This is a genomic window from Paraburkholderia sp. BCC1886 (assembly GCF_900996245.1).
In the GTDB taxonomy this organism is placed as follows: Bacteria; Pseudomonadota; Gammaproteobacteria; order Burkholderiales; family Burkholderiaceae; genus Paraburkholderia.
The window spans coordinates 107,888-131,381 of record NZ_CAAJGK010000036.1 but is presented as its reverse complement, the minus strand read 5'-3'; the positions used below and the strand labels follow the sequence as shown (position 1 = coordinate 131,381).

Sequence of the window (23,494 nt, the reverse complement as noted above, 5' to 3'; positions counted from 1 at the left end):
TCGCACGCTTATTCTGCCTGCACTGTTGTGTCCCTCTCACCCCGTTCAACGCTCTGGAGTTCTCAGATGAAGATCGTTTTCACGCAAGCCTTGCGTGCCGTCGTCGCCCCCGCCCTGGTTGCCGCTGCCCTGCTGTCGGCCGGTTCCGCTGCGCTGGCTCAAACCGCCGCGCCCACCGGCGTACGCGGCACGGTTACCTCGTTCGCGGGCGACCTGCTGAAAGTCCATACGCGCGACGGCAAGGACGTCGACGTCAAACTCGCGAACGACACGCCGATTCGCGGCGTTGCGATCGCCAGCATCAACGACATCAAGCCCGACAGCTATGTCGGCACCGCGGCGATTCCGCAAGCGGACGGCTCGTTGAAAGCACTCGAAGTGCACGTGTTCCCGGCGAGCATGCGCGGATCGGGCGAAGGCCATCGTCCGTGGGACCTCGGCGCGAATAGCTCGATGACCAACGGCACCGTCGGCTCGCTGGTGGTGAGCAACGGCCGCACCATCACCGTGAAATACAAGGACGGTGAGAAGAAAATCGTCATTCCGCAAGACGTGCCTATCGTCAGCCTCGAACCGGGCGACCGCTCGTTGCTCGTGCCGGGCGCGAAGGTCGTGCTGTTCGCTCACAAGGAAGCGGACGGCTCGATGGCCGCTAACTTCATCTCCGCAGGCGAACACGGCGTTACGCCGCCGATGTGAGATAGCCCCATGCCCGCGCGCCTTATCGTCCATCCGCTCGTCGTACGCATCACGCACTGGATCAACGCGTTTGCGATGGTCTGCATGGTGATGAGCGGCTGGGCGATCTATAACGCCTCGCCGTTTTTCCCGCTGCGCTTTCCCGCATGGGCGACGTTGGGCGGCTGGCTGGGCGGCTCGATCGCGTGGCACTTCGCGGCGATGTGGCTGCTGTGCGCGAACGGACTGCTGTATCTGGCGTACGGCATCGGCCGTGGACACTTTCGCCGCAAGTTGCTACCCGTGCATGCACGCGACGTCGTGCACGATGCAGCGCTCGCGATGCGTTTCAAACTGCCGCACGATTCCGGCCGCTACAACGCCGTGCAGCGTGCCCTTTATCTGCTGGTGCTGGGTCTGGGCATTCTGCTCGTGGCGTCCGGACTGTCGATCTGGAAACCGGTGCAATTTTCGTGGCTGACCGCGCTATTCGGCGGTTTCGATTTCGCGCGGCGCGTTCATTTCGTCGCGATGGCCGGCGTGGTGGGCTTCGTCGTCGTGCATCTCGCGCTGGTTTTGCTGGTGCCGCGCACACTGCTGCCGATGTTGACGGGACGTGCCGGACACACCCCCCATTCTGCAAGCGAAGGATCGCAGCCGTGAGTGCCGACAAACCCAAAGACTCGCGCGCCTCTACTCAAGCGCGTATTCTGCTGGCCGATCACAAACCGCAAATCGAGCACCTGCAGCGGCGTCTGTTTCTGCGTTCGTCGCTTTCCATCGGCGCGCTCGCGATGCTGTCCGGTTGCAACATGCAGGATGGCGATTCGGTCGACAAGGTACTCTGGGCCATGTCGCGCTGGAACGATCGCGTGCAGGGCTGGCTGTTCAGCGGCACGAAACTCGCGCCGACGTATTCGGCGAGCCAGATCACGAATCCCTTTCCGTTCAACGCGTTTTATCCCGAGTTCGATGCACCGGATATCGACGGCTCGACCTTTCAGCTCGAAGTCTCCGGTCTGATCGCGGATAAACGCACGTGGAACCTGCAGCAACTGCGTGCGTTGCCGCAAGTCTCGCAGATCACCCGCCACATCTGCATCGAAGGATGGAGCGCGATCGGACAATGGAAGGGTGTGCCGTTCCGCACGTTTCTGGAGAAGATCGGCGCCGATCTGAATGCGCGCTATGTCGGCTTCAAATGCGCGGACCGCTATTACTCGAGCCTCGACATGGCGACCGCGCTGCATCCGCAAACGCAACTGACACTCGATTTCGGCGATGCGCCGTTGCCCGCGAAGTACGGGTATCCGTTGAAGTTGCGCGTGCCGACCAAGCTCGGCTTCAAGAATCCCAAGCACATTGCGGCGATTTTCGTGACCAACACGAATCCGGGCGGTTACTGGGAAGACCAGGGCTACAACTGGTTCAGCGGGTTATAGCTTACGATTCTGCTTACACTGCCGTCACATAGCGCGCCGCGGGTTTCACGACACGCGGCGCCGGCGCGTCGTACACCGTGCGCATGCGCTTGACCTCGTCGACGGGACTCAGGCCGAACAGGCGCTTGAACTCGCGGCTGAACTGCGACGCGCTTTCATAACCGACCCGTGCCGCGGCCGCGCCCGCATTCAATCCATCCTGCACCATCAGCAAGCGCGCGTGATGCAAACGCGTGGTCTTCACGTATTGCATCGGCGAGGTGGCCGTGACCGCCTTGAACTGCGCATGGAACACCGCGAGGCTCATGCCGGCTTCCGCTGCGAGCGTATCGACATCGAGCGTGCCGTGATAGTCCGCGTGAATGCGCCGCAATGCCTTTGCGATACGGCCGAAATGATTCTGATGCGTGAGTGCTGCGCGAATTGCGTCGCCCTGCTCGCCGGTCAATACCCGATAACAGATTTCGCGGACCACGCCCGGCGCGAGAATGCGTGCATCGAGCGGCGAGGCCAATGCTTCCATCAGACGCTGCACGGCGTTGCTCAGATCGGAACCGAGCGGTGTCGAGTAGATACCGACCGGCTCGTTGTGCGTCGAGCCTTGCGCTTCGTTGAGCATCATCAGCAGTTCGGCGACCATCGTCAGATCCACGCGAACCGAGATACCGAGAAAGGGTTCGTCTTCCGTCGCTTCCGTCTCGCATTCGAACGGCAGCGGAACGGACAGCACCAGGTATTGATGCGCGTCGTACTGGAACACCTGATCGCCGAGAAAACCGCGCTTGCGACCCTGGCACACGATCACGATGCTCGGCTCGTACATGACCGGCATACGCGGCAGCGGCTGATTCGCGCGCATGAGGTTGACGCCGTCGACGCTCGAACGTGTGAAGCCGACATTCGGCGCCAGCAGGTCGAACAATTCGACGAGACGCTGATGGGCGAGGTCGGCGACAGCAGGTTGAGCAGATTGGCTTGACATGACGATATGGTGACGGGCAAGAGAATAATGCTCGGAATTTAGCATCAAACAGCCTGCTGCGCGCTTCGCCAGGAGCTTTAGGCAAAACTTCGAGATATTCAGGTATTCCCCGATCCGGGCGCGGCTCATACCATGGGAACCCTGCTGGATCAGCATTTTCCGCAGCGTCGGGTGAATCCGCCACTCACTGTCACGGTGAACCGGCGGTTCTTGCCCTTCGCGGTGATCCGGGTCATGTCAACGCTGGAACGCATCGGCGGCAACGGTCGTCCATCGCGTGTGTTTGGCCAATCCCTCTTCTTTTTTCCGGAGCTACCCATGAGCACGACTTACGCCTATGCAGCGACCGACGCTACCGCGCCGCTCGCCCCATTCGAACTACAGCGCCGCGAACTGCGCGCCAACGACGTGCAGATGGAGGTTCTGTTTTGCGGCGTGTGCCATTCCGATTTGCACCAGGCGCGCAACGAGTGGAAGAACACGGTTTTCCCGGTCGTGCCGGGCCATGAGATTGTCGGCCGCGTGAGCGCGGTGGGTCCGGACGTCACGAAGTACAAGGTGGGCGATCTGGTCGGTGTCGGTTGTCTGGTCGACTCGTGCCGTACGTGTGCGAGTTGCGGCGAAGGTCTGGAACAGTATTGCGAAAACGGTTTTGTCGGCACGTATAACGGTGTGGACCGTGTCGATGGGCAGATCACGTACGGCGGTTATTCCACGCAACTGGTGGTGGACGAAGCCTTTACGCTGCGGGTGCCGGAGAATCTGGAACTGTCGGGTGTCGCGCCGTTGTTGTGCGCGGGCATTACCTTGTATTCGCCGCTGCGGACGTGGGGTGCGGGACCGGGCAAGAAGGTCGGGATTGTCGGCCTTGGCGGCTTGGGGCATATGGGTGTGAAGCTGGCGCATGCGATGGGTGCGCATGTCGTGCTGTTCACCACGTCGCCTTCGAAGATCGAAGACGCGAAGCGGCTGGGTGCGGACGAGGTGGTGATTTCGAAGAATGCGGACGAGATGGAAGCGCATTTGAACAGCTTCGATCTGATTGTGAATACGGTGGCTGCGCCGCACGATCTGAATCCGTTTTTGAATCTGTTGAAGCGTGATGGGACGATGACGCTGGTGGGTGCACCGGAGCACGATCATCCGTCGCCGCAGGTGTTCAATCTGATTTTCAAGCGCCGGCGGTTGGCGGGGTCGTTGATTGGCGGGATTGCCGAGACGCAGGAGATGCTTGATTTCTGCGGGCAGCATGGGATTACTTCGGATGTCGAGGTGATTCCTATGCAGGGGATTAATGAGGCTTATGAACGGATGCTGAAGAGTGATGTTAAGTATCGGTTTGTAGTTGATCTGGATTCCTTGCGGAAGTAGGTTTTTTCGTTGCACTGGCTTTTGGGATTTTTTTGCTCCTTTGGCCTTTCCTTGTATTGGTAGTGGTCTATTAGCGTTGCCCCTGTGCGGGGCGGCACCTACTTCTCTTTGCCGCCGCAAAGAGAAGTAGGCAAGAGAAAGCGGCTCAAACCGCTAACCATTAAGCGGCGCCCTCGCTCACGAGCGGTAGTGGCTCATCTGGAATCCGTGCTCCCGCGCATTCCGCCCTCGTGACACAGCAGTCATCCTTCCAGCGGCGCTCCGCGCGCCCCCAGGCCGTTCTTAGAACCCTCGGTTTTTTGCCTTCCGTTGTTTACCCATCCGCGACGCACGCAGTGCGGAGTGGGAGCTGATGAGTGCTTTGTCACTGGCGCGTAATGCGCGAGGGCACGGATTCCAGATGCACCACTACCAAGAAACTCGCGCGGTTCCCACTTAAGAGTTAGCGGTGTGAGCCGCTTTCTTTTGCCTACTTTTCTTTGCGGCGGCAAAGAAAAGTAGGTGCCCCCCCGCACAGGGGGAACGCTAATAGACCACTAACAAAGCAAGGAAAGGCCAAAGTCCAAAAGCGCCACCGCAAAACCCCAACCCTAACAATTCCAGAAGGACCGAAACCACCATGACTGACAAACTAACCGCCATGCGAACCTTCATCCGGATAGTCGACACCAACAGCTTCACCCGCGCAGCGGAGTCCTTAAACATCCCGCGTGCAACCGCCACCACCACCATCCAGAACCTTGAATCAACCCTGGGCACCGCCCTCCTGATCCGCACTACCCGCCGCCTGACGGTCACCCCCGAAGGCGCCGCCTACTACGAACGCTGCGCGCAAATCCTCGCCGACATCGACGAGATGGAAGCCAGCCTGCGCCACACACCCGACCACCTGACCGGCCGCCTGCGCATCGACATGCCCGGCGCCGTCGCCAGCGCCCTCGTGCTCCCGGCCCTCGACGACTTCCACGCGCGTTATCCGAACCTGGACCTGGCCATCAGCATCGGCAACCGCCCAGTCGACCTCATCTCCGAAGCCATCGACTGCAGCATCCAGCTCGGCCAACTCCCCGACTCCAATCTGATCGCACGACAACTCGGCACGCTCGAACACGTCACCTGCGCCAGCCCCGCCTACCTGGCCCGGCATGGCACCCCGGCAAATCTCGACGACCTGCGCGCGCACGTCGCCGTCAATTGCATGTCGCCAAACACCGGCCGTGAAGTGGATTTCGATTTCGAAGTGAACGGCCACGCGCAAAACATCAAGGTGCGCGGCTTCGTTAAAGTCAGCGACGAGCACGCCTATCTCACCTGCGGACTACAAGGCCTCGGCCTCATCCAGCCCGCGCGCATCGCAGCGCAACCGTATCTGGACGCCGGCCTGCTTCGCGAAGTCCTGCCGCAATGGAAGCCCGTGCCCATGCCCGTCTCGGTCGCCTATGTGAAAAACCGCCACATCTCGCCGCGTGTGCGAGCCTTCGTCGACTGGCTCGTAGAACGCTTCGAAAAAGCCGAGCACGTCGATCAGGATATGTTCCGCGTACGCCAGTTGCTGCGAGGCCTGCATGCCGCATGAAGCGGTATTGGCCTCGCCGCAACGGCGCGCGTCGTTCAGTTGCTCAATGTCACCGGCACCGGCCGCGTCAACAGATCGACATACATATTGAAGAAGCTCGCATTGTCGAAGCGCTTGATTACCGTCATCTTCTGCAAACCCGCCGGCGGCGAACTCGTATAACCGGTCGCCTTGCCATCGTTGGCACCGAAGCTCGTATCCACGTCCACCCACTCGTCCACCGTCTGCGTGGCCAATGAAGGGCGCATCAGGTACGCGAGCGTCAACGTGTCCCAGATGTTCGTGGTGTAGTTCGGATTCGTCTCGAAACCGTTCTTGCCATCGAAACCATAACCGTTCAATGTCTTGAAGAGTTGCGTGATGATGGTCTGCTTCGCCGGATCGTGCGCGACGCGATCGTAAAGCGCCTTGTCCATCTGCACCGTATCCGTCACGTCGAGCGGTACCACGACCTGTTTGATCGGCAAGCGCAATACCGTTTTCGCGGCTTCCGGATCGAACCACCAGTTGAATTCGGCAGTCGGCGTCGTATTACCCGGGACATCGATCGCACCGCCCATGTAGATAATCTGCTTGATCAGCGGCACGATCTCGGGATGCTGGCGCGTCGCCAGCGCAATATTGGTCAGCGGGCCGATTGCGAGGATCGTCACCTGACCCGGGTATTGCTTGACTGATTCGACGATGAAGTCCACCGCGCTTTTGCTCTGCACTTGCGTGTGTGTGGCAAAGCCGTCCGGGGGCGCAACCAGATCGCTGGTCGATTGCGGCTCGGGCGTATTCCATGCGCCGAGATAACCGTCGCCGCCCGGGAATTGTTTTAGTTCGGCCTGAATGGTCGCGAAGTCGTGCGAGAGCGCGTAATTAGCGCCGGCATACACGCCTATCTGTTTTTCCACGCCCAGGCGCTCGACCGATTTCAATGCATCCGCCACGCCCTGCTTCAGCCATTGATTGCCGGATACGACCGTAATGCCGAGTACTTTCAGCGAGCCCTGCGCCTGCAATTGCGCCGCCATCACACCGAGCTGACCGTCGTCGCTCAGCGTGTTGTAGTCGCTATCGATAATGACCTTGGGGGGTTCCTGCGCGTTGATTTCGCCGCCGCCGCAAGCGGCAAGCGTAGTGATGGCCGCGACGCCGGCCAGGCAAGTCAATGCCACGATGAGTCGTTTCAATGCTGTCTCCTTGTTGTTTGAAATGTGACGCAAACAAGGAGGCCCATGTTAGACGCAAAGCTGACAAAATGAAATCTTCGGGTAATGGACTGATGAAATGCAGTCGCGATGCGCATTCATGCGCAATCACGCCGTGTCGAAGCGTTCAGGGCTGACGTGCCTGCGCCGAAGCCGCCGGGCACGCGGGGTCTTTACCCCAGTGACCGTCACACACGCGCCAGCGGCACAACTGGTCTTCGAAAAAACCGCGTTGCCCGCATTCCTTCACACGCTCCGCGAGTCTGGCATTGCCCGACGTGGCCGACGTATTGACCTTGCCGCCCTTACCACTGCTTCCACTCTTGCCATCCGGCTCCTTGGCATCCGCGGGTTTGGTGCGCGCGACGAGTGCCGCCAATAGATCGGCATCCGAATCTTCTCTCGAAGTACTCGGCGAACTACTCGACGTGTGGGCTTTCTTCGTTTGCACGGAAGCCGTCTGCACATTGGCGTGGTGATTGCCGGCATGCGCCGTCGTGCTCTCTTTCTTGCCGTGCGACGGCTCTTCGTGCTTGCCGCTGCTAGCGAGCTCGGACGTATGTTTGCCATGCTTCGTAGCGGGAGTGTTCGCAGCGGCAACCGGTGCGGACGCCGTGCCCGACTCCGTACCCGCGGCGAGCGCCCGTGACAGGCGGCTGTCGTCGCCGCCCGATGCCGCGGCACTCACGGACGCAGCGGACGCGGCCGTGCTCCTGCTATCGCCTTCGCTATCGTCGGCGATGATCGTCGCAGCCTGCGACGACGCAGCAGCCGGCGCCTCGCCTTTCGCCACGGCAACCGGCGCCGCACTCGCCCCAGAACCCGCAGCCGCTACACCGGGCGCATTGGCAGGCGCATTGGCAGGCGCAACCGCAGGCGCCGCCGCAACCGACACCTCGTGCTGACGCTGCTGCATATGCCACGCACCCCAGCCGCCCGCTGCAATCACCAGCAACGCCACTAGAAGCAACGGCGCTCTGGAACGGCGCCCCCGCTCGGCAGGCGGCGCGACCCGGCCTTCGAGATTCGCGAGAATGCGCGAGCCATTGCCATCCACGCCTTTAGCCTTATCGGATAACAGGCTGGGCGGAGCTTTAGAATTCGAACTTTCCGGCGCACTCATTCACTGTCTCATTGAATCCTGGATTATTTCGCCGTGATAATACGCTGCGGCCCCTCTCCGAGCAGGCCTGATTCTAAGAGCAAGCATTACAAAATACAATTGTTTCCAATTTTCGGGGGCGACTTTGATTGCCGTAGTACTTCTTGCCTATTTCGCCATCGCCGTGATGATCGCCGCAATGCTGCTATTGCCCGCGGTACGCCATTCTCTATTCGGCGCAGCGCTCGCTATTCACGGGCGTGTTATGCGAGGGGCATCGCATAGCGCAAATCGTGCGCGTACTCAATTAGCACGCTCGGCAAAAATTTCGCAATCGACAGTAGTCGATATGCAAAAGTTACTGGCAAAGCGGCGCTTGCTGATTTTAAGCGCCACAGGTATTCTTGCGACGCCGCCATTGGTGGCATTGGCATTACGCGGTCGCCAGTTATTCCAATTCGATGACACTGCCCGAGTACCCGATGAGAAAATTGCGGCGTTATTGAATGGCGAACAGCTGGTGCCCCCGCCGCCCTTGCCTCCCGAGGTATTTGCGACGCAGGAAGTCCAGCAGATAAGGCCTGCGCTGAAAGACGCGAGCCGCGACTGGAATCTGCTGGATGCCGATTTCAGAACGCGTTTATTGCTCGTCTATAAAATCATGCACGAGCAATACGGGTATGAAATGGCATTGCTCGAAGGTTATCGCAGTCCGGATCGGCAAAACCGGCTGGCGCAAATGGGGGGTAACGTCACGAATGCCGCAGCTTTTCAGAGCTATCACCAATACGGACTCGCCGCGGACAATGCCTTTCTACGCGAAGGCAAGCTCGTCATTTCAGAAAAAGATCCTTGGGCCATGCGCGGCTATCAGTTATATGGGCAGACCGCGGAACAGGTCGGTTTGACGTGGGGCGGTCGCTGGAAAATGATGGATCTGGGGCACGTCGAATATCACAAGCCCGGCTTCGTCATGGGCCGCGGCCATTAAGGCGGACGGGGTAATAAACACGCCGGTTATCGGGAAATTCGGAACATGGGGAATTCACACAGCATTTCTTGCCTATTTAACAATTCACCGGAATTCGTCCTTTTCTAAAAAAACATCGGATCCTGTGCGCGCGGTCTGGCTCGTTTCGTTTCAAACGCCATTCGTTCGCCCGGCCCTCCGGAACACCACGCGCCACCCCCACACTTCACCCTGATCCGAACGGCTTATGCGACGCTTTCTCAACGTGTTGACCCATCCACGCACGCTCTCGATCATCGGACTCGTCGCGCTCGCGGCTGTTTTATTCATCGGCGCCGACACGCTGCAGATCGACCCGATATGGCCGGCCATCGTGCTGGGTGCGGTGGTCGTGCTCGCGCTGCTGGTCTGGCTGGTGCGCCGTCTGCGCGTGCGCCGCGCGAACGACAAGCTGGGCGAGATGCTCGAACAGCAGGCAGAGAAACAGGCGGACAAACAGGGTGAAAGCGGCGCCGCGCCAACACCTGCGCGCCAGGCTGAACTCGACGTGCTGCGTACGCGTCTGGTCGACGCGGTGAAGACCATCAAGACCTCGAAGATCGGTCAGATGTCCGGCGGCTCCGCGCTGTACGAATTGCCGTGGTACATCGTGATCGGCAATCCGGCCGCGGGCAAAAGCAGCGCGGTGCTGAACTCGGGCCTGCAGTTCCCGTTCGCCGACAAGAACAATGCGGTCATCCACGGCATTGGCGGCACGCGCAATTGCGACTGGTTCTTCACGACCGAAGGGATTCTGCTCGACACCGCGGGCCGCTACTCGGTGCACGACGAAGACCGCACGGAATGGCTCGGCTTTCTCGGATTGCTCAAACGCTTTCGCCCGAAAGCGCCGATCAACGGCATCATCGTCACGGCGAGCATTGCGGAGCTCACCAACAGCAAACCCGAGTTCGCGATCAACCTCGCGAAGAACCTGCGCCAGCGCGTGCAGGAACTCACCGAGAAGCTCGAAGTGTTCGCGCCGGTCTACGTGATGTTCACGAAGGCCGACCTGATTACGGGCTTCACCGAGTTCTTCAGCGGCAGCGAGCGCCACGAATACGACCGCGTGTGGGGCGCCACCCTGCCCTACGAACCGGACGAAAAGCGCGACGTGGTCGGCCTGTTCGACGAGCACTTCGAAGAACTCTACGACGGCCTCAAGGAGATCAGCGTCGCGCAGATGTCGATTAGTCGCGGCAACAAGCTCTCGCCGGGCCAACTCAGTTTCCCGCTCGAATTCTCGACCATCAAGCCTGCGTTGCGGGCGTTTCTCGCGACGCTGTTCGAGACCAACCCGTTCCAGTACAAGCCGATCTTTCGCGGCTTCTACTTCACGAGCGCGTTGCAGGAAGGCGAAACCAGCAGCGCGGCCGCCACGCGTATCGCCAACCGCTTCAACCTGAGCGCGGACAGCTTACCCAAGCCGCACAGCGCCTTCTCGAAGAACGGCTTCTTTCTGCGCGACCTGTTTTCCAAGGTGATCTTCGCCGACCGTCAAACGGTGCGCCAGTTCGCGAGCCCCGCCAAAACGCGGATGCGTTATGCGACTTTCTTCGGTTTCGTCGCAATACTCGCGCTGGCGCTCGGCGGCTGGACCTGGTCGACCATCGGCAACCAGCAACTTGCCGACAACGTCAAAGCCGACCTCGACAACGTCGTGCGCCTGCAGCAGAACCGCAACGACCTGCAATCGCGTTTGCAGGCCATGGACATACTCGAAGACCGGATCGACCAGCTCGAACAGTTCCGCCGCGACAAGCCGCTCGCGGTGTCGCTCGGCCTCTATCAGGGCGACCGGCTCGAACAGCATCTGCTCACGGAGTACTACAACGGCGTGCGCCAGATTCTGCTCGATCCGGTTTCGCAGAATCTGGCGTCGTTCCTGAAAGACGTCGACGCACATCCCGACCAGCTCGCCCCCTTGAATCACACGCCGGACGCCGCGGCGATTCCGGTCTCCGCGCATTCGGCAATGACGGCCCCGGCCAACTCATCAGGCAATCAAGGCGGCCTGTACAGCGACGCGTCGCCCACCAACGTGGAAGACGCGTACAACGCGCTGAAAACCTACCTGATGCTCAGCGACAAGCGTCATGTCGAAACCGCGCATCTGACCGATCAGATCGCGCGTTTCTGGCGCGGCTGGCTCGAAACCAATCGCGGCAACATGCCTCGTGACGAGATGATCCGCAGCGCCGAACGCATGATCACGTTCTACCTGTCGCGGGTGTCCGACGACGACTGGCCTATGATCGACCAGAACCTCGGCCTCGTCGATCAGACGCGCGAGAATCTGCGTCGTGTGGTGCGCGGCATGCCGGCCCGTCAGCGTGTCTACGAAGAGATCAAGGCCCGCGCGTCGACCCGTTTCGCGCCGATGACCATCGCGCGCATCGTCGGCGACAACAATACCGCGCTGGTGGCCGGCAGCTATGCGATTCCCGGCACCTTCACGCGCGAAGCGTGGTTCCAGTACGTGCAGCCCGCGATTCGCGACGCCGCCACCAAGGAATTGCAGGCGAAGGATTGGGTGCTCAACACGTCGGCACACGACGATCTGACGCTGGAAGGCAGCCCCGAGCAGATCCAGAAAGCGCTGGTGACGATGTACAAGACCGAGTACGCGATGCACTGGCAGAAGTTCATGCAAGGCATCGCCGTGCAGAACTTCGGCAGCTTCGCGCAGGCCGTGGACGCGATGAACCGTCTCGGCGACCCGCAGGACTCGCCCATCCGCAAGGTGCTCGAAACCGCGTACGACCAGACCTCGTGGGACAACCCGTCGCTCTTCAACGCGAACCTGAAACGCGCGCAGACCGGCGTGACGAGTTGGGTCAAGCAATGGTTCTCGCGTGCGCCGACCGGCCAGTTGAACGCCAACATCGACATCAACGGCAATCCGGTCGAAGTGCCGATGGGTCCGATCGGACAGGAATTTTCGGCGCTCGGCCGCATTGTCGTGAGCGGCGACAACGGCTCGATGCTCAAGGGCTATATGGACACGCTCTCCAAAGTTCGCACGCGCTTCAACACGATCAGGAATCAGGGCGATCCAGGACCGGGCGCGCGTCAATTGATGCAGCAGACGCTCGACGGCAGCGGTTCGGAACTCGCCGACTCGCTCAAGTTCGTCGACGAACAGATGCTGACGGGCCTCACCGATTCGCAACGCAAGGCCTTGCGTCCGCTGCTGGTGCGTCCGCTCATGGCGGCTTACGCGGTGGTCATTCAACCGGCGAGCGTCGAAGTCAACAAGGTGTGGAACGCGCAGGTCTATCAGACCTTCTCGAACTCGCTCGCGAACAAGTATCCGTTTGCGGGCGACGCAAAGGTCGAAGCCGGCGCCGGCGAAATCGCGCAGGTGTTCGGCCCGGATGGTTCGATCGCCAAATTCGTCGGCACCACGCTCGGGCCGCTCGCGGTGCGCCGTGGCGACACGCTCACCGCTCGCACGTGGGGCGACATGGGGCTCGCACTGACGCCTGGCTTCACCAGCGGCTTCGCGCGCTGGGTGGCGCCGCTTGCCGGCGGTGCGGCAAGCGCGTCGGGGGGAGGCGCGGCCGAACCGCAGACCGTGTTCCAGATCCTGCCGCAACCGAGCAGCGGCACCACGGAGTACACGCTCGCGATCGACGGCCAGCAGATGCGTTATCGCAATACGCCGCCGCAGTGGACCAACTTCGTGTGGCCGAATCCGTCGGGCTCGCCGGGCGCGACGCTGAACGCCGTGACCTTCGACGGCCGTACGCTGCAACTGGTCAACGAACCGGGCCGCTACGGTCTGGAGAAGCTGATCAACTCGGCGCAACGCAAGCGCCGGCCGGACGGCACCTTCGACCTCACGTGGACGCAAGGCAACGTGACGGTGGCCGTGAGCATGCGCATCATCAGCACGTCGCAAGGGGGCGCCGCGGCCGCGGGCGGCAGCGGTGGCGATGCGCCGCAACAGCAGAGCCTGCGCGGTCTGCAATTGCCCTCGTCGGTCGCGGATGTGAGCGCGGCGGCCAACTCGATCAACGCGACGGCATCGGCGTCACCGGCGCCGGCCGCCATGCCGTCTTCCCAGGCAGCGCGGCCCACGACGGCCGCCGCCGCGGTTTCGAATCCAGGGGGTGCGCAATGACGCAAACCGTGCAGGCGCAGATCGCCTATTTCGGCAAGATTCCGTCACGTGGCGACTTCGTGAAGAGCGCCCATAACCCGCAGTTGCTCGCCACGCTCGACCGCTGGGTCGCCGAGGCGATGGAACTGCTCAGCGAAGATCCGCGCTGGAAAATCGTCTACGGCAATGCGAAGCCGATGCACTTCGCGTTCCTCGGCTCGCGCAGCAAGCTGGCGATTGCCGGCCACATGGTGGCGAGCGAGGACAAGTCGTCGCGGCGCTTTCCGTTTCTCGCGGCCACCGCGCTCGAGGTGGAAAAGCCGCTGACGTTTCTCGCGCGCAGTCCGCTCGCGTTCGCACGTCTATGGGCGCGCGTCGCCACGCAGATGAAGCCGTTGCTCGGACCGGGCGACGCGGCCGCCGGGTTGCAGGCGCTCGGCGAAACCCAGGTGTCGATCGAAACCGGCGGCGGCCCGGGCAATCCGCACGACGGCACGTTCAACGATTTCGTCGAACACCAGACGCTCGCCGGTCTCGAACAGATGCTGCTCGCGAGCGGTCATCCCGTGCGTTTGCGCGGGGCGATGCTGGCGCTCGGTTCGCTGCTGCGGCCAGTCATGCAGAGCGGCTCGTCGCATCTCGAACGCGGGCTCACGCTGCCGCTGCCGAACGATCCGTTCTACCGCACACTGGTCGCCGCATTCTGGCTCGAACTGATCGCGCCGTTCGTTTCCCAGGCGGATTTCGAACTGGCGATTTTCATCGGCACGATTGCCGAGCGCGAGCGGCTCGTGATCGGGTTCAACGGCGCGTCGGCGAAGACCCTGCATAGCGTGGTGGACCCGCAGGCGTACGCGGCGCACAACATCGATATCGACGACCCCGAGTGGATCGACGAACACGCACAGAACGACCATGGCATCAGCAAGCTCGTCAGTTATCTCGACCAACCGCAACTGTCGCTGCGCGTCAGCATCGACACGTTCCGCGAAGCCTTTACGGGAGCGTGACGCGATGCCGAACCGACACACCCGCACGACCGCGCTATTAGCGGGACTGTTGCTCAGTGCATTCGCGCACGCCGATAACGACGGCCCGGCGCGCGTCACGCCGGTCGACACGAGCGGCAGTTCGATCCGCACGACAGCGCTACCGTCGACCTCGCCAGCCAATGCAGGAACAGCAGGTCCCGCAGTCACCACAGCCGGACTTCCGGGCGGCACGACCGGCGTGGGCACCGGCGTGGGCACCGGCGCGGTTAGCGCGGCGCCACCGCCGGTCAGCGCCACGCCGGGCCAGGTCGTGGTCGGCGGCAAGGTGCCGGATGAAGCGACCAAGGCGGCCGTGCTCGGCCGTCTGCGCGACACGTACGGTGCAGCCAGCGTCGTGGACCAGATCGAGGTCGCGGACGTGGCCACGCCGCCGAACTGGTCGGCCAACGTGCAGAAGCTGATCGGCCCGCAATTGAAGCAGATTCATAAAGGCCAGCTGGCGATCGACGGGACGCAGATCGACGTGAAGGGCGAAGTGCACAACGAATCGCAGCGTCAGCAACTCGCGAGCGACATGGCCAACGCACTCAACCCGACCTACACGATCAAGAACGGTTTGCGCGTCAGCGCGTCGGAACAGGGGCTGCTCGACCAGACGCTCGCCAACCGTACGATCGAATTCGAAATCGGCAGTGCGACGCTCACGCCGCAAGGCCGCGCGATTCTGGATCAGATGGCGGCCGTGCTGTCGAAGATGCAGACGAAGACGGTCGCGATCATCGGACACACCGACAACGCCGGCAATCGCACGTCGAATGTCGCGCTGAGCCAGGCGCGCGCCGATGCCGTAAAGGGTTACCTGGTCGCCAAGGGCATCGCGCCCGAGCAGATGACGACCACCGGCGTCGGTCCCGACCAGCCGATCGCATCGAACGATACGAACGACGGCCGCGCACGCAACCGTCGTATCGAGTTTCGCGCGGGGTCCTGAAACTAGCTGTTTTCTTCCGGTTTGACGCCGAGCAGCTCGCGGATATGCGCGAGCGAACCGTCGTCCTTCACCACCGACGAAAGCCACTCATGCAAGGGCATATCCGCACACTCCGCCGCCTTGTCCGCGAGATACGCGGCCGGATTGTGCGGCTCGGTGTGGCGGAAGAACGTTGCGACCGCACGCAATTGCGCGACGGCATGCGCGCGGCTTTGAATGCCGGCGATCGGGCTCGGACTGTTCGCAATGGGCAGGGTCGGCGGCACGGCATCCTCGTCACGCGAAGCGGTCTTGAAGGTGGGCTCGGTGCGCTCGGGTAGCGCGCGAGGCTCGCGGTCGCCGATATCGGAACCCGCAGCGTGCGGCGCCGGCTCCGCACTCACGCCCTGTTCGCGCGCAAAGCGCTCGGCCAGCCGGAACACGCTGCCGTACGCATCTTTCACTTGCCGGAAACTCGGCGCGACGTCGCCGGCACGCCGGTCCAGTTCGCGTTCGAGTGCGAGCATCGCGGCTTCGAATGCTTTCAGATCGGCCAGCAAGGTCGTATAGAACGGCGCGGGCGTCGCGCGCCGGGATGCCTCGATCTGCTCGATGGACGGCTTGCCGCGCGCAATATCGTCCGCGTGATCGGGGTCGCGCCTGATGGCTTGCGCGACGTGCGTGGCGACATCCCAGTCGACGGTGGTGTAGCTCTGACCCTGCGCGGAAGTCAGCGGCATCGCACGCAGCAGTTCGCCGCTGCGCCCCACCAGCCAGCCGACGTTGCCGAGCCGGTACTCGGCGTCGTCCCCTTCGAGCAGCGGATGCACGTGATCCCACCAGGTTTCGCACAGCGCCGTCAGCAACGCATAGCCTTGCGTGAGGCCGGTCACGCCGTCCTCGATGGCCAGCGCTTCCGTCAGCCAGACGGCGAGACGCAAATCTTTGGTCTGCGTTTGCAGCAGGCTGGTGGCACGCTCCACCACAAACGGCCAGTCGGCCTCCTTGATGTCCGTCACCCATTCTCCCTGATCGAGCGACGGGTCTTCGAAACGGCGAGCGTGCTGGATCGCATCGAAATCGGCGGAAAACAGCTGGTCGTCGCCGCAGGGCGACGTATCGCTGACAGGCGCCAATAGCGCGTTCAGATTAATAGGCATGACGGCTGGCAATCTTCTTCAAGTGGAAACGTGGAACGGATCGACAAGGCACCCGGGCATGTTCGCGTGTCTCATACGACCGTGTAGTCGAACTCGCCCGCTTCGCTCGCGCTCACGCTAATCCGCGCGAGCGCGGCGCCGTTCGCCATGCGCTCCAGCACCTGCTGCGCGACTTCCGGGAGCAACGTACCGTTCAGGATGTGGTCGACATTGCGCGCGCCGGAATCCACCTCGGTGCAACGCGCGAGCACCGCCTCGACCAGCGACTCGTCCCATTCGAACGCCGCCTTGTGATTCGCTTCGATGCGGCGGCGAATCCGTTCGAGCTTCAGTTCGATGATCTCGGCGAGCACGTCGTCGCTAATCGGGTAGTACGGCACGACTTTCATGCGGCCCAGAAATGCCGGCTTGAATGCCTTGTAGAGTTGCGGCCGCAACGTCTCGGCGAGTTCGTCCGCATCCGGCAACGCTTCGGCACTTTTGTTCAGACACGCCTGCATCACGGCCTGCGAGCCGACGTTGGACGTGAGAATGATGAGCGTATTGCGGAAGTCGATCTCGCGACCTTCGGCGTCGTCCATCGTGCCCTTGTCGAACACCTGAAAGAACATTTCCAGCACGTCCGGGTGCGCTTTCTCCACTTCGTCGAGCAGCACCACCGAATACGGATTACGGCGCACCGCTTCGGTCAGCACGCCGCCTTCGCCGTAACCGACATAACCGGGCGGCGAGCCTTTCAGGCCCGACACGCTGTGGGCTTCCTGATACTCGCTCATGTTGATGGTGACCATCTTGCGTTCGCCGCCATACAGCACGTCGGCGAGCGCCAGCGCGGTTTCCGTCTTGCCGACGCCCGACGGCCCGACGAACATGAACACGCCGCGCGGCTTGTCAGGGTCTTCGAGATTCGCGCTGGCGGTGCGCACGCGTTGCGCGATCGCATCCAGCGCATGGTCCTGGCCGATCACCCGCGCGGCCAGCAACGGTTGCAGATTCAGCACGGTCTGGATTTCATCCTTGACCATACGGCCAAGCGGAATGCCAGTCCACGCCGCGACGATCTCCGCGACCACGTGGCCGTCGACCTGCAACGGCACCATTGGCTGGCCGTTCTGCAGGGCCTGCAAATCGGCGACTCGCGTGGCCAGTTTTTCACGTGCTTGCGCGGCCTTGTCGGCGGCTGCCGCGTCGGCGCTGCTCACGCGCGCGGCGTCGATGTCCGCGCGCAATCCGACGATCTCCGTCACCAGGGCGCGCTCCTTGTCGTAGCGCGCTTCGTCTTCGGCGAGGTCTTCGAGGTCTTCCTTGCGCAGTTCACGCAACGCGGCGAGCCGCTCGTCGTGCAATGCCCCACTCGCGGTTTCGCGCTCCAGTGCGGCGATTTCCGCGTCGATGCGCTCCAGGCGCTTTTTCGTATCGTCGATCGCCGCGGGCGTCGAACTATGCGCCAGCGCGACTTTCGCGCAGGCCGTATCCAGCACGCTGATCGCCTTGTCGGGCAGTTGCCGCCCGCTAATATAGCGATGCGACAAACGGACCGCCTCGGTGATCGCGTCGTCGAGCACGCGCACGTTGAAGTGCTTTTCCATCAACGCCGCCATGCCGCGCAGCATCGCGGCGGCCAGCGTTTCGCCGGGTTCCTCGATCTTCACCACCTGGAAGCGCCGCGCGAGCGCCGCGTCTTTCTCGAAGTACTTCTTGTATTCGCTCCACGTGGTAGCCGCGATCGTGCGCAACTCGCCGCGCGCGAGCGCGGGCTTGAGCAGATTGGCCGCGTCGTTCTGCCCCGCCTGACCGCCCGCGCCGATGATCGTATGCGCTTCGTCGATGAACAGGATGACCGGATGCGGGCTCTTCTTCACCTCGTCGATCACGTTCTTCAGGCGGTTCTCGAATTCGCCCTTCACGCTCGCGCCGGCTTGCAACAGTCCCATGTCGAGCACGTGCAACGCGACGCCCTTGAGCGGCGCGGGCACGTCGTCGGCGGCAATACGCAGCGCGAGGCCTTCCACCACTGCCGTTTTACCGACGCCCGCTTCGCCCGTCATGATCGGATTGTTCTGGCGGCGGCGCATCAGGATGTCGATGGTCTGGCGAATCTCGCTCTCGCGGCCGATCACCGGGTCGATCTTGCCGTCGCGAGCGCGCTGCGTGAGATTGCTGGTGTACGTGTCGAGCGCCGGGGTTTTCGACGGCGCGCCGGCGATGGCGTCCGTCTCCGGGCGGGACGGGTTCGCCGCCGCCGCGCCGCTCTGTGCATCCGGATTGCGCTCGACTTCCTGCGATCCCTCGGTCAGTTCGTCGAACTTGTGTTTCAGGTCGGTAACCCGCACGTCGCGCAGCAACGGCGACATGCGCTCGGCAAACTGCGCGAGATCCGGCGCGGTGAGCAACGCCAGCAACAGATGCCCGGAGCGGATCTGGCCGATCTGCGAATCGAGCGATGCAATCAGCCACGCCTGTTCGAGCAGTTCGATCAGATGCTTCGAGAACACGGGCGTGCGCGTGTTGCCGGTTTTCAGCCGTTGCAGTTCGCGTTCGAGATCGGCGCGTAACGCATGCACGTCGATGCGACTCGCGCGAAGCGCCAGCGAAACGTCGCTCGCGCGCTCGTCGAGCAAGGCGAGCAGCAGATGTTCGAGGTCGACCTCGTAGTGACCGCGGGCGAGACAGTTGTTCGCCGCCAGCAAGGCCGCCTGCCGGCAGGTCGGATTCAGTTTCGCGATCAGGGTGTTGAGCGACGTACTCATGTCGTGCGGTCCGGTTCGTTGTTCTGTGGTCTGGGTTAATGAATCACGTGCAGTTCATAGCGCGCATCGGCGCGATCGCCAGTGGCCTCGCGTGTGCACAGGAACGCGTCCCAGCCGAGGCGCGCGCCATTGCCGAGCACGCTCGCCCCCACTGCCTCGCGACGCAGCACCAGCGCGACCTCGTATTCGAGCGTGACGCCCGCCAGCAGCGTGAGCATGCGTTCGAGCGCCACGGCGTGATCGGCGCCCGGCAGAAACGACTCGTAATCGGCTTTGTCAAGCGGTCCGATCACGAGTCGCGCGCGCAGGTCGCGCTGCCATACCCGTTCGCCCGCGAGCGCGGTGGCCCCCAACGTCGCGTTGACGCCGCCGAGCATCGTCAGTTGATCGCGCGGCACGTCGTACCATTTGCCGACGAACTGCTCGACGCGCACCTTGACCTTGAAGTACTCCGACAACGTGCGCTGCAAGTACGCCGCCGACACCGGCCGATGCCGCGCAGCCAGCGCATAGCCGGCAATCGCCTCGTCGAACAGCGCGCCCTTACCGCTTTGCAGACTGGTGCGCGTGTCGTCGTCGGCCACGCCCGCCAATGCGAGCAGCAGCGGCAGATAACGCTCGTCGCGATCGGTCTCGTAGTGAAACGGCAGACGGTATTTTTTCCACGCCGCGTAGAACAGCGCGGTGGCACGGTTCGAAAACACGTCGAAGAATTCACGCGCGGCCCGATCCCGTTTGATCTGCTCGCGCGCGATGATCTGCTCGGTGTAATGCAACGGCAACGCACCCTGTCCGCCAAGCAGGCCGAAGAAGGCCGGCGTCAGGTGCACCTTGTCGAGCGAGCCGTCTTCGAGCGCCGCCGTGCGTTGCGCTTTGTCGTTCAGCGCCACACCCGCTTCGTCGAACGACTGAGCGCTTTGCAATTCACTTGGCGGAAACGACATGGACAGCGAGTTGCGGAACGCAATGCGCTGCGCGACGACATCGCCGGAACGTGCCTGATGGGCCTGATGAGATGGCGCGTGTTGCGCGAACCACTTTTCCAGAATCCGCACCGCCTGAAAAAATTCGAAGCGATGCGGTTCGTCGAGAAGTCGTTCGACTACGCCAGGATCGATTCGCCGCTGCGCGGTTTGCATCGCAGAATCTCCTCGCCGGTGCGTTTGGACACGACGACCAGTTGCACAAAGCTGTTCAGATGCACGTACAGCCCAAAAAACGTGTCGATCACGCGCACGAACGACGCGAGACTCGTGCCGACGAAATGCTCCTCGTCGATCGTCAGTTGAATCTCGATGCCGCGCACGAAGGTGGCGAACGGTTTGCCCGGCAGCCATTGCACTGCCGCGCGCTGCTCGATGCCGACCAGTCCGTCGATATGTCGCGCGGACACCGCCGTGCGGCGCAAATCGTAGAGCACCAGCATTTCCTTGAGCGCCGACAGGCCGCTGCTCGCGAGCGACACGTGGTTCAACGCGAGATGCGAGATCAGCCGCCAGTGCGACGCGCGCCCACGCTCGAAGCGCACGCTCGGTGTCGGCCGGCGCAGCATCGCAATGCTGCCGGTCAGCGAGCCGCCTTCCAGGAACAGATCGCCGCCTTCGAGACCGACCGCCAATCCGGCCGGCAGGTCCCGATTCGTGCAGGTCAGCTCCAGACTCAGCGTATCCGTTTGCGGTGCGGCGGGCTCGAAGTCGATATCGACGATCGATATCTCCGTCTCGTAGCCGGGGCTTTTCTGCGCGACCCAGTCGTTGCGGCGCGCGAACCAGTAGTGACCCGCACGCGCCGCCTCGCCGTGATGCAACGAATAAAACGGCCGGAATTCGATGACCGATTCGTCGCGCGCCTGCTGCCTGACGAGTTTCACCGAATCGATCGAATAGACCTCATAAGCGAATGCGCGGCGCGCCTCGGCGATCACTGGATACGAGATCGCCTGGTGACTGATACGGATCGGCTCGCCGTGCTGTTCGAACAGATTCACCACGGGCGTGCAGAACAGCCTGAAATGATGCGCGGACAACGAATCGAGCAGGCGCGCAATGTGCGAATCGCTGCGCACTTCTTTCAGCACGATATGCAACGTGAGGCGTTGGCAACGGCCGCTCGCACGCGTCATGGCGGCGAGATCGAAGTCGGCGAAATTGAATTTCTCGGGAAACGCGAAGTACTCGGTCAGCAACCGGTAGGCCGGATGCGATCGGGCCGGATAGTCGATCAGCGCATCGTCTTCGTCGAAGCCGGCCTGCACCAACGGTGACGTGCGCAGCGGCGTCCACACACCGCGCCGGTCCGGCTCCACGTAGGTGGCCATCGCATTCACGAAAAGGCAGTCCGCCAGCGCCGCGATAAACGACTGCTCGCCATGCAGATGCGCGCGCAACGTGGCAACTTTCAACAAGGCCAGATCGAGTTGCGCAGCGGTCGATTCGAAAGTGATCGACACGATGCCAGTAGCGTTGCCCGGCAATACGGTCGCGCTCGGGGCCATGGCCACCGAAGTGTACTTCGCCTCCGAAATGCGGATCGGCGCAAGCGTGACGTCGTACGCGGTACGAAACCGGCATTGCACACCGCGTATCGGCCGCGACTTGAGTTCGGTGCCGCGTTCCACCCGCACCGGTTCGGTGAGATGGCTCAACGCGGCGGAACTGCCCAGCTGCGCGATCGAGCACGACGGAAACGGCCGCAGATAGTGCGGGTACAGCACTTCGAGCAGCGCTTCGGTGAATTCGGGGTAATCGTCGTCGAGTTTCTTGTTGATGCGCGCGCCCAATAGCGCGAACGATTCGATCATCCGCTCGACGTGCGGATCTTCGCAGTGCTCGCCGGACATGGCCAGACGCGCCGCGATCTTCGGATAGCGCTCGGCGAAATCGCGCGAATAGCGCCGCAGAAACGACAACTCGCGCTCGTAATACGGCAGCAATTCTTCCATCGATCTATCCCCGGACCTGAACGATCTCCGCTCGATGATTGACCACCGTTGCGCGAAACGGTGACGCCAAAGCGGTACTTTGAAGCAGTAAAAACAGCGACTACAGTTTGGCGCGGGCGCGCGTCACCGAGTATTGCAGCGTGGACGGCTGCAGCATCGCATCGAAACTCACCGGTTCTTCCGCCGGATGCACGACCAGCAACGCCTGAATTGCAAAGTTCAGCGCGTTGGTCGACTGTTCGTTCAGTTCGAGCGTCACCGCCACCTGTTGCAGGCGCGGCTCGTGCCGCGCAATGGCCTGCTGGATCGACTTGCAGATGAACGTGCGGTCGTAATGACTGGCGAGACTCAGGCCCGCGAAATCGTTCAGACCGTACGTCAGCACCGAACGCTGACATTCCGGCAGCGCCGCCAGTTCGTGCTCGGTCAGCGCGATGCGGGTGTTCAGAATCGCTTCGACATCGCGGGCGACCGTGCTCTTCAATTCGTCCAGCGACAACTGCCGCATAGCCGGCGCGGCCGGCAAATGCGGTTCGTCGTCGAACAGCTTGTCGAGAAAACTGGGTTCAAAACGTTTCATCGGTGTCCGCAAGAAACGGCGACGCACGGCGTGCCCGGCCACGCGCGGCGCTGCCGATCAGACGCCGCACGTGCCGGTCCCGCCCCTGCATCACACCGCGTAGGTCTTGTCGTTCTTCGTCAGGCTCCAGGCGCCTTGTGCATTGCCACCCTGATTGCCGCCGATCTTCTGCTGCGTATATTTCCATTGCACGGCCGCGTACTTCAGCGAGAACTGCTCGGTCGGCAGGCCTTCGCCCACCACGCTCGGCGTCGCGCTGGAAATGATCACGTACTTGAGTTTCACCTCGAGATACTTGATACGGTTGCCTTCGCCGTCCGAACGCATGAAGTCGATCGTGACTTCGTCGAACGTCGTGCCGCCCGACGCGTGTTGATAGATCAGCGGACTGACCACGTCGATATCTTTCGTGAACTGCATGTCGCCGTGTTCGCAACGCTCGGCCGTATGACCGCCGGCGGTGGACGCCGTCGCCGAACGCGGTTGCGTGATCGAATGACTCCACGAATCGATTTCAATCCAGCCAGCATGATCTTTATCGGCGGATTCGCCTTTGATCGCCGGATTGCCGAATTTTAAATAGATATCCTTCATAACTCATCGACTCCCCAAAGAGGTGGTTTAGCAGCCGGCCCGGGAA

18 protein-coding genes are annotated in these 23,494 nt (G+C 62.2%); 9 read left to right on the top strand and 9 right to left on the bottom strand.

Translation table 11 applies throughout. The features are described 5' to 3' along the window. The first annotated feature begins 66 nt into the window (after nucleotides 1–66). The 3 genes from FQ746_RS06200 to FQ746_RS06190 are packed head-to-tail and all read left to right on the top strand — an operon-like array spanning nucleotide 67 to nucleotide 2,120. Nucleotides 67–699: a hypothetical protein gene (locus tag FQ746_RS06200; RefSeq protein ID WP_144108051.1), complete on the top strand. Its 633-nt coding sequence runs from the start codon at nucleotides 67–69 to the stop codon at nucleotides 697–699. Nucleotides 700–708: 9 nt separating this feature from the next. Continuing rightward, complete coding sequence (locus FQ746_RS06195) at nucleotides 709–1,341, top strand: cytochrome b/b6 domain-containing protein (protein WP_144108050.1); 633 nt, start codon at nucleotides 709–711, stop codon at nucleotides 1,339–1,341. Continuing rightward, nucleotides 1,338–2,120 carry a molybdopterin-dependent oxidoreductase gene (locus FQ746_RS06190; protein ID WP_144108049.1) on the top strand — a complete coding sequence of 261 codons (783 nt, stop codon included), beginning with the start codon at nucleotides 1,338–1,340 and terminating at the stop codon, nucleotides 2,118–2,120. The genes FQ746_RS06195 and FQ746_RS06190 overlap by 4 nt, the downstream gene beginning before the upstream one ends. Nucleotides 2,121–2,133: 13 nt before the next feature. Here FQ746_RS06190 and FQ746_RS06185 read toward each other — a convergent pair whose 3' ends face one another. After that, nucleotides 2,134–3,102, bottom strand: coding sequence for an AraC family transcriptional regulator (locus FQ746_RS06185; RefSeq protein WP_144108048.1), 969 nt, complete (start codon nucleotides 3,100–3,102; stop codon nucleotides 2,134–2,136). A 318-nt stretch (nucleotides 3,103–3,420) separates the two neighbouring features. Here FQ746_RS06185 and FQ746_RS06180 point away from each other — a divergent pair, with 318 nt between their 5' ends. Further along, the gene (locus FQ746_RS06180) at nucleotides 3,421–4,473 is read left to right on the top strand and encodes an NAD(P)-dependent alcohol dehydrogenase (RefSeq protein ID WP_144108047.1); all 1,053 of its coding nucleotides are present in this window, start codon (nucleotides 3,421–3,423) and stop codon (nucleotides 4,471–4,473) included. Between the two features lie 619 nt (nucleotides 4,474–5,092). Further along, nucleotides 5,093–6,049 (top strand): LysR family transcriptional regulator, encoded by a 957-nt coding sequence (locus FQ746_RS06175; RefSeq protein ID WP_144108046.1) that lies wholly within the window; start codon nucleotides 5,093–5,095, stop codon nucleotides 6,047–6,049. 35 nt (nucleotides 6,050–6,084) lie between these two features. On the opposite strand, the gene FQ746_RS06170 is transcribed toward FQ746_RS06175, so the two are convergent. Together FQ746_RS06170 and FQ746_RS06165 are read right to left on the bottom strand one after the other, a co-directional pair. Next, a complete protein-coding gene (locus FQ746_RS06170; protein ID WP_144108045.1) occupies nucleotides 6,085–7,227 on the bottom strand; it encodes a nucleoside hydrolase in 1,143 nt (380 codons plus the stop codon). A gap of 145 nt (nucleotides 7,228–7,372) precedes the next feature. Continuing rightward, nucleotides 7,373–8,368: a hypothetical protein gene (locus FQ746_RS06165; protein WP_144108044.1), complete on the bottom strand. Its 996-nt coding sequence runs from the start codon at nucleotides 8,366–8,368 to the stop codon at nucleotides 7,373–7,375. A gap of 124 nt (nucleotides 8,369–8,492) precedes the next feature. Here FQ746_RS06165 and FQ746_RS06160 point away from each other — a divergent pair, with 124 nt between their 5' ends. The 4 genes from FQ746_RS06160 (at nucleotide 8,493) to FQ746_RS06145 (ending at nucleotide 15,444) form a co-directional block, all read left to right on the top strand. Beyond that, on the top strand, nucleotides 8,493–9,338 hold the full coding sequence (locus FQ746_RS06160; protein ID WP_144108043.1) for a M15 family metallopeptidase: 846 nt from the start codon (nucleotides 8,493–8,495) through the stop codon (nucleotides 9,336–9,338). Between the two features lie 226 nt (nucleotides 9,339–9,564). Beyond that, the gene (gene tssM / locus FQ746_RS06155) at nucleotides 9,565–13,482 is read left to right on the top strand and encodes a type VI secretion system membrane subunit TssM (RefSeq protein WP_144108042.1); all 3,918 of its coding nucleotides are present in this window, start codon (nucleotides 9,565–9,567) and stop codon (nucleotides 13,480–13,482) included. Further along, entirely contained in the window at nucleotides 13,479–14,471 is a 993-nt protein-coding gene (tagF, locus tag FQ746_RS06150; protein WP_144108041.1) for a type VI secretion system-associated protein TagF, read from the top strand. Before tssM ends, tagF begins: the two co-directional genes overlap by 4 nt. A 4-nt stretch (nucleotides 14,472–14,475) precedes the next feature. Continuing rightward, nucleotides 14,476–15,444, top strand: coding sequence for an OmpA family protein (locus tag FQ746_RS06145; protein WP_144108040.1), 969 nt, complete (start codon nucleotides 14,476–14,478; stop codon nucleotides 15,442–15,444). 2 nt (nucleotides 15,445–15,446) lie between these two features. On the opposite strand, the gene tssA is transcribed toward FQ746_RS06145, so the two are convergent. From tssA to FQ746_RS06115, 6 genes are all read right to left on the bottom strand, one after another. Continuing rightward, nucleotides 15,447–16,583, bottom strand: coding sequence for a type VI secretion system protein TssA (gene tssA, locus FQ746_RS06140; protein ID WP_144108039.1), 1,137 nt, complete (start codon nucleotides 16,581–16,583; stop codon nucleotides 15,447–15,449). 71 nt (nucleotides 16,584–16,654) lie between these two features. Further along, on the bottom strand, nucleotides 16,655–19,333 hold the full coding sequence (tssH, locus tag FQ746_RS06135; protein ID WP_144108038.1) for a type VI secretion system ATPase TssH: 2,679 nt from the start codon (nucleotides 19,331–19,333) through the stop codon (nucleotides 16,655–16,657). A gap of 35 nt (nucleotides 19,334–19,368) precedes the next feature. Beyond that, nucleotides 19,369–20,472, bottom strand: coding sequence for a type VI secretion system baseplate subunit TssG (tssG, locus tag FQ746_RS06130; RefSeq protein WP_144108037.1), 1,104 nt, complete (start codon nucleotides 20,470–20,472; stop codon nucleotides 19,369–19,371). Continuing rightward, nucleotides 20,436–22,274: a type VI secretion system baseplate subunit TssF gene (tssF, locus tag FQ746_RS06125; RefSeq protein ID WP_144108036.1), complete on the bottom strand. Its 1,839-nt coding sequence runs from the start codon at nucleotides 22,272–22,274 to the stop codon at nucleotides 20,436–20,438. The genes tssG and tssF overlap by 37 nt, the downstream gene beginning before the upstream one ends. A gap of 100 nt (nucleotides 22,275–22,374) precedes the next feature. Further along, on the bottom strand, nucleotides 22,375–22,854 hold the full coding sequence (tssE, locus tag FQ746_RS06120; protein ID WP_144108035.1) for a type VI secretion system baseplate subunit TssE: 480 nt from the start codon (nucleotides 22,852–22,854) through the stop codon (nucleotides 22,375–22,377). Between the two features lie 90 nt (nucleotides 22,855–22,944). After that, nucleotides 22,945–23,448: an Hcp family type VI secretion system effector gene (locus FQ746_RS06115; protein WP_144108034.1), complete on the bottom strand. Its 504-nt coding sequence runs from the start codon at nucleotides 23,446–23,448 to the stop codon at nucleotides 22,945–22,947. Nucleotides 23,449–23,494 lie beyond the last annotated feature (46 nt).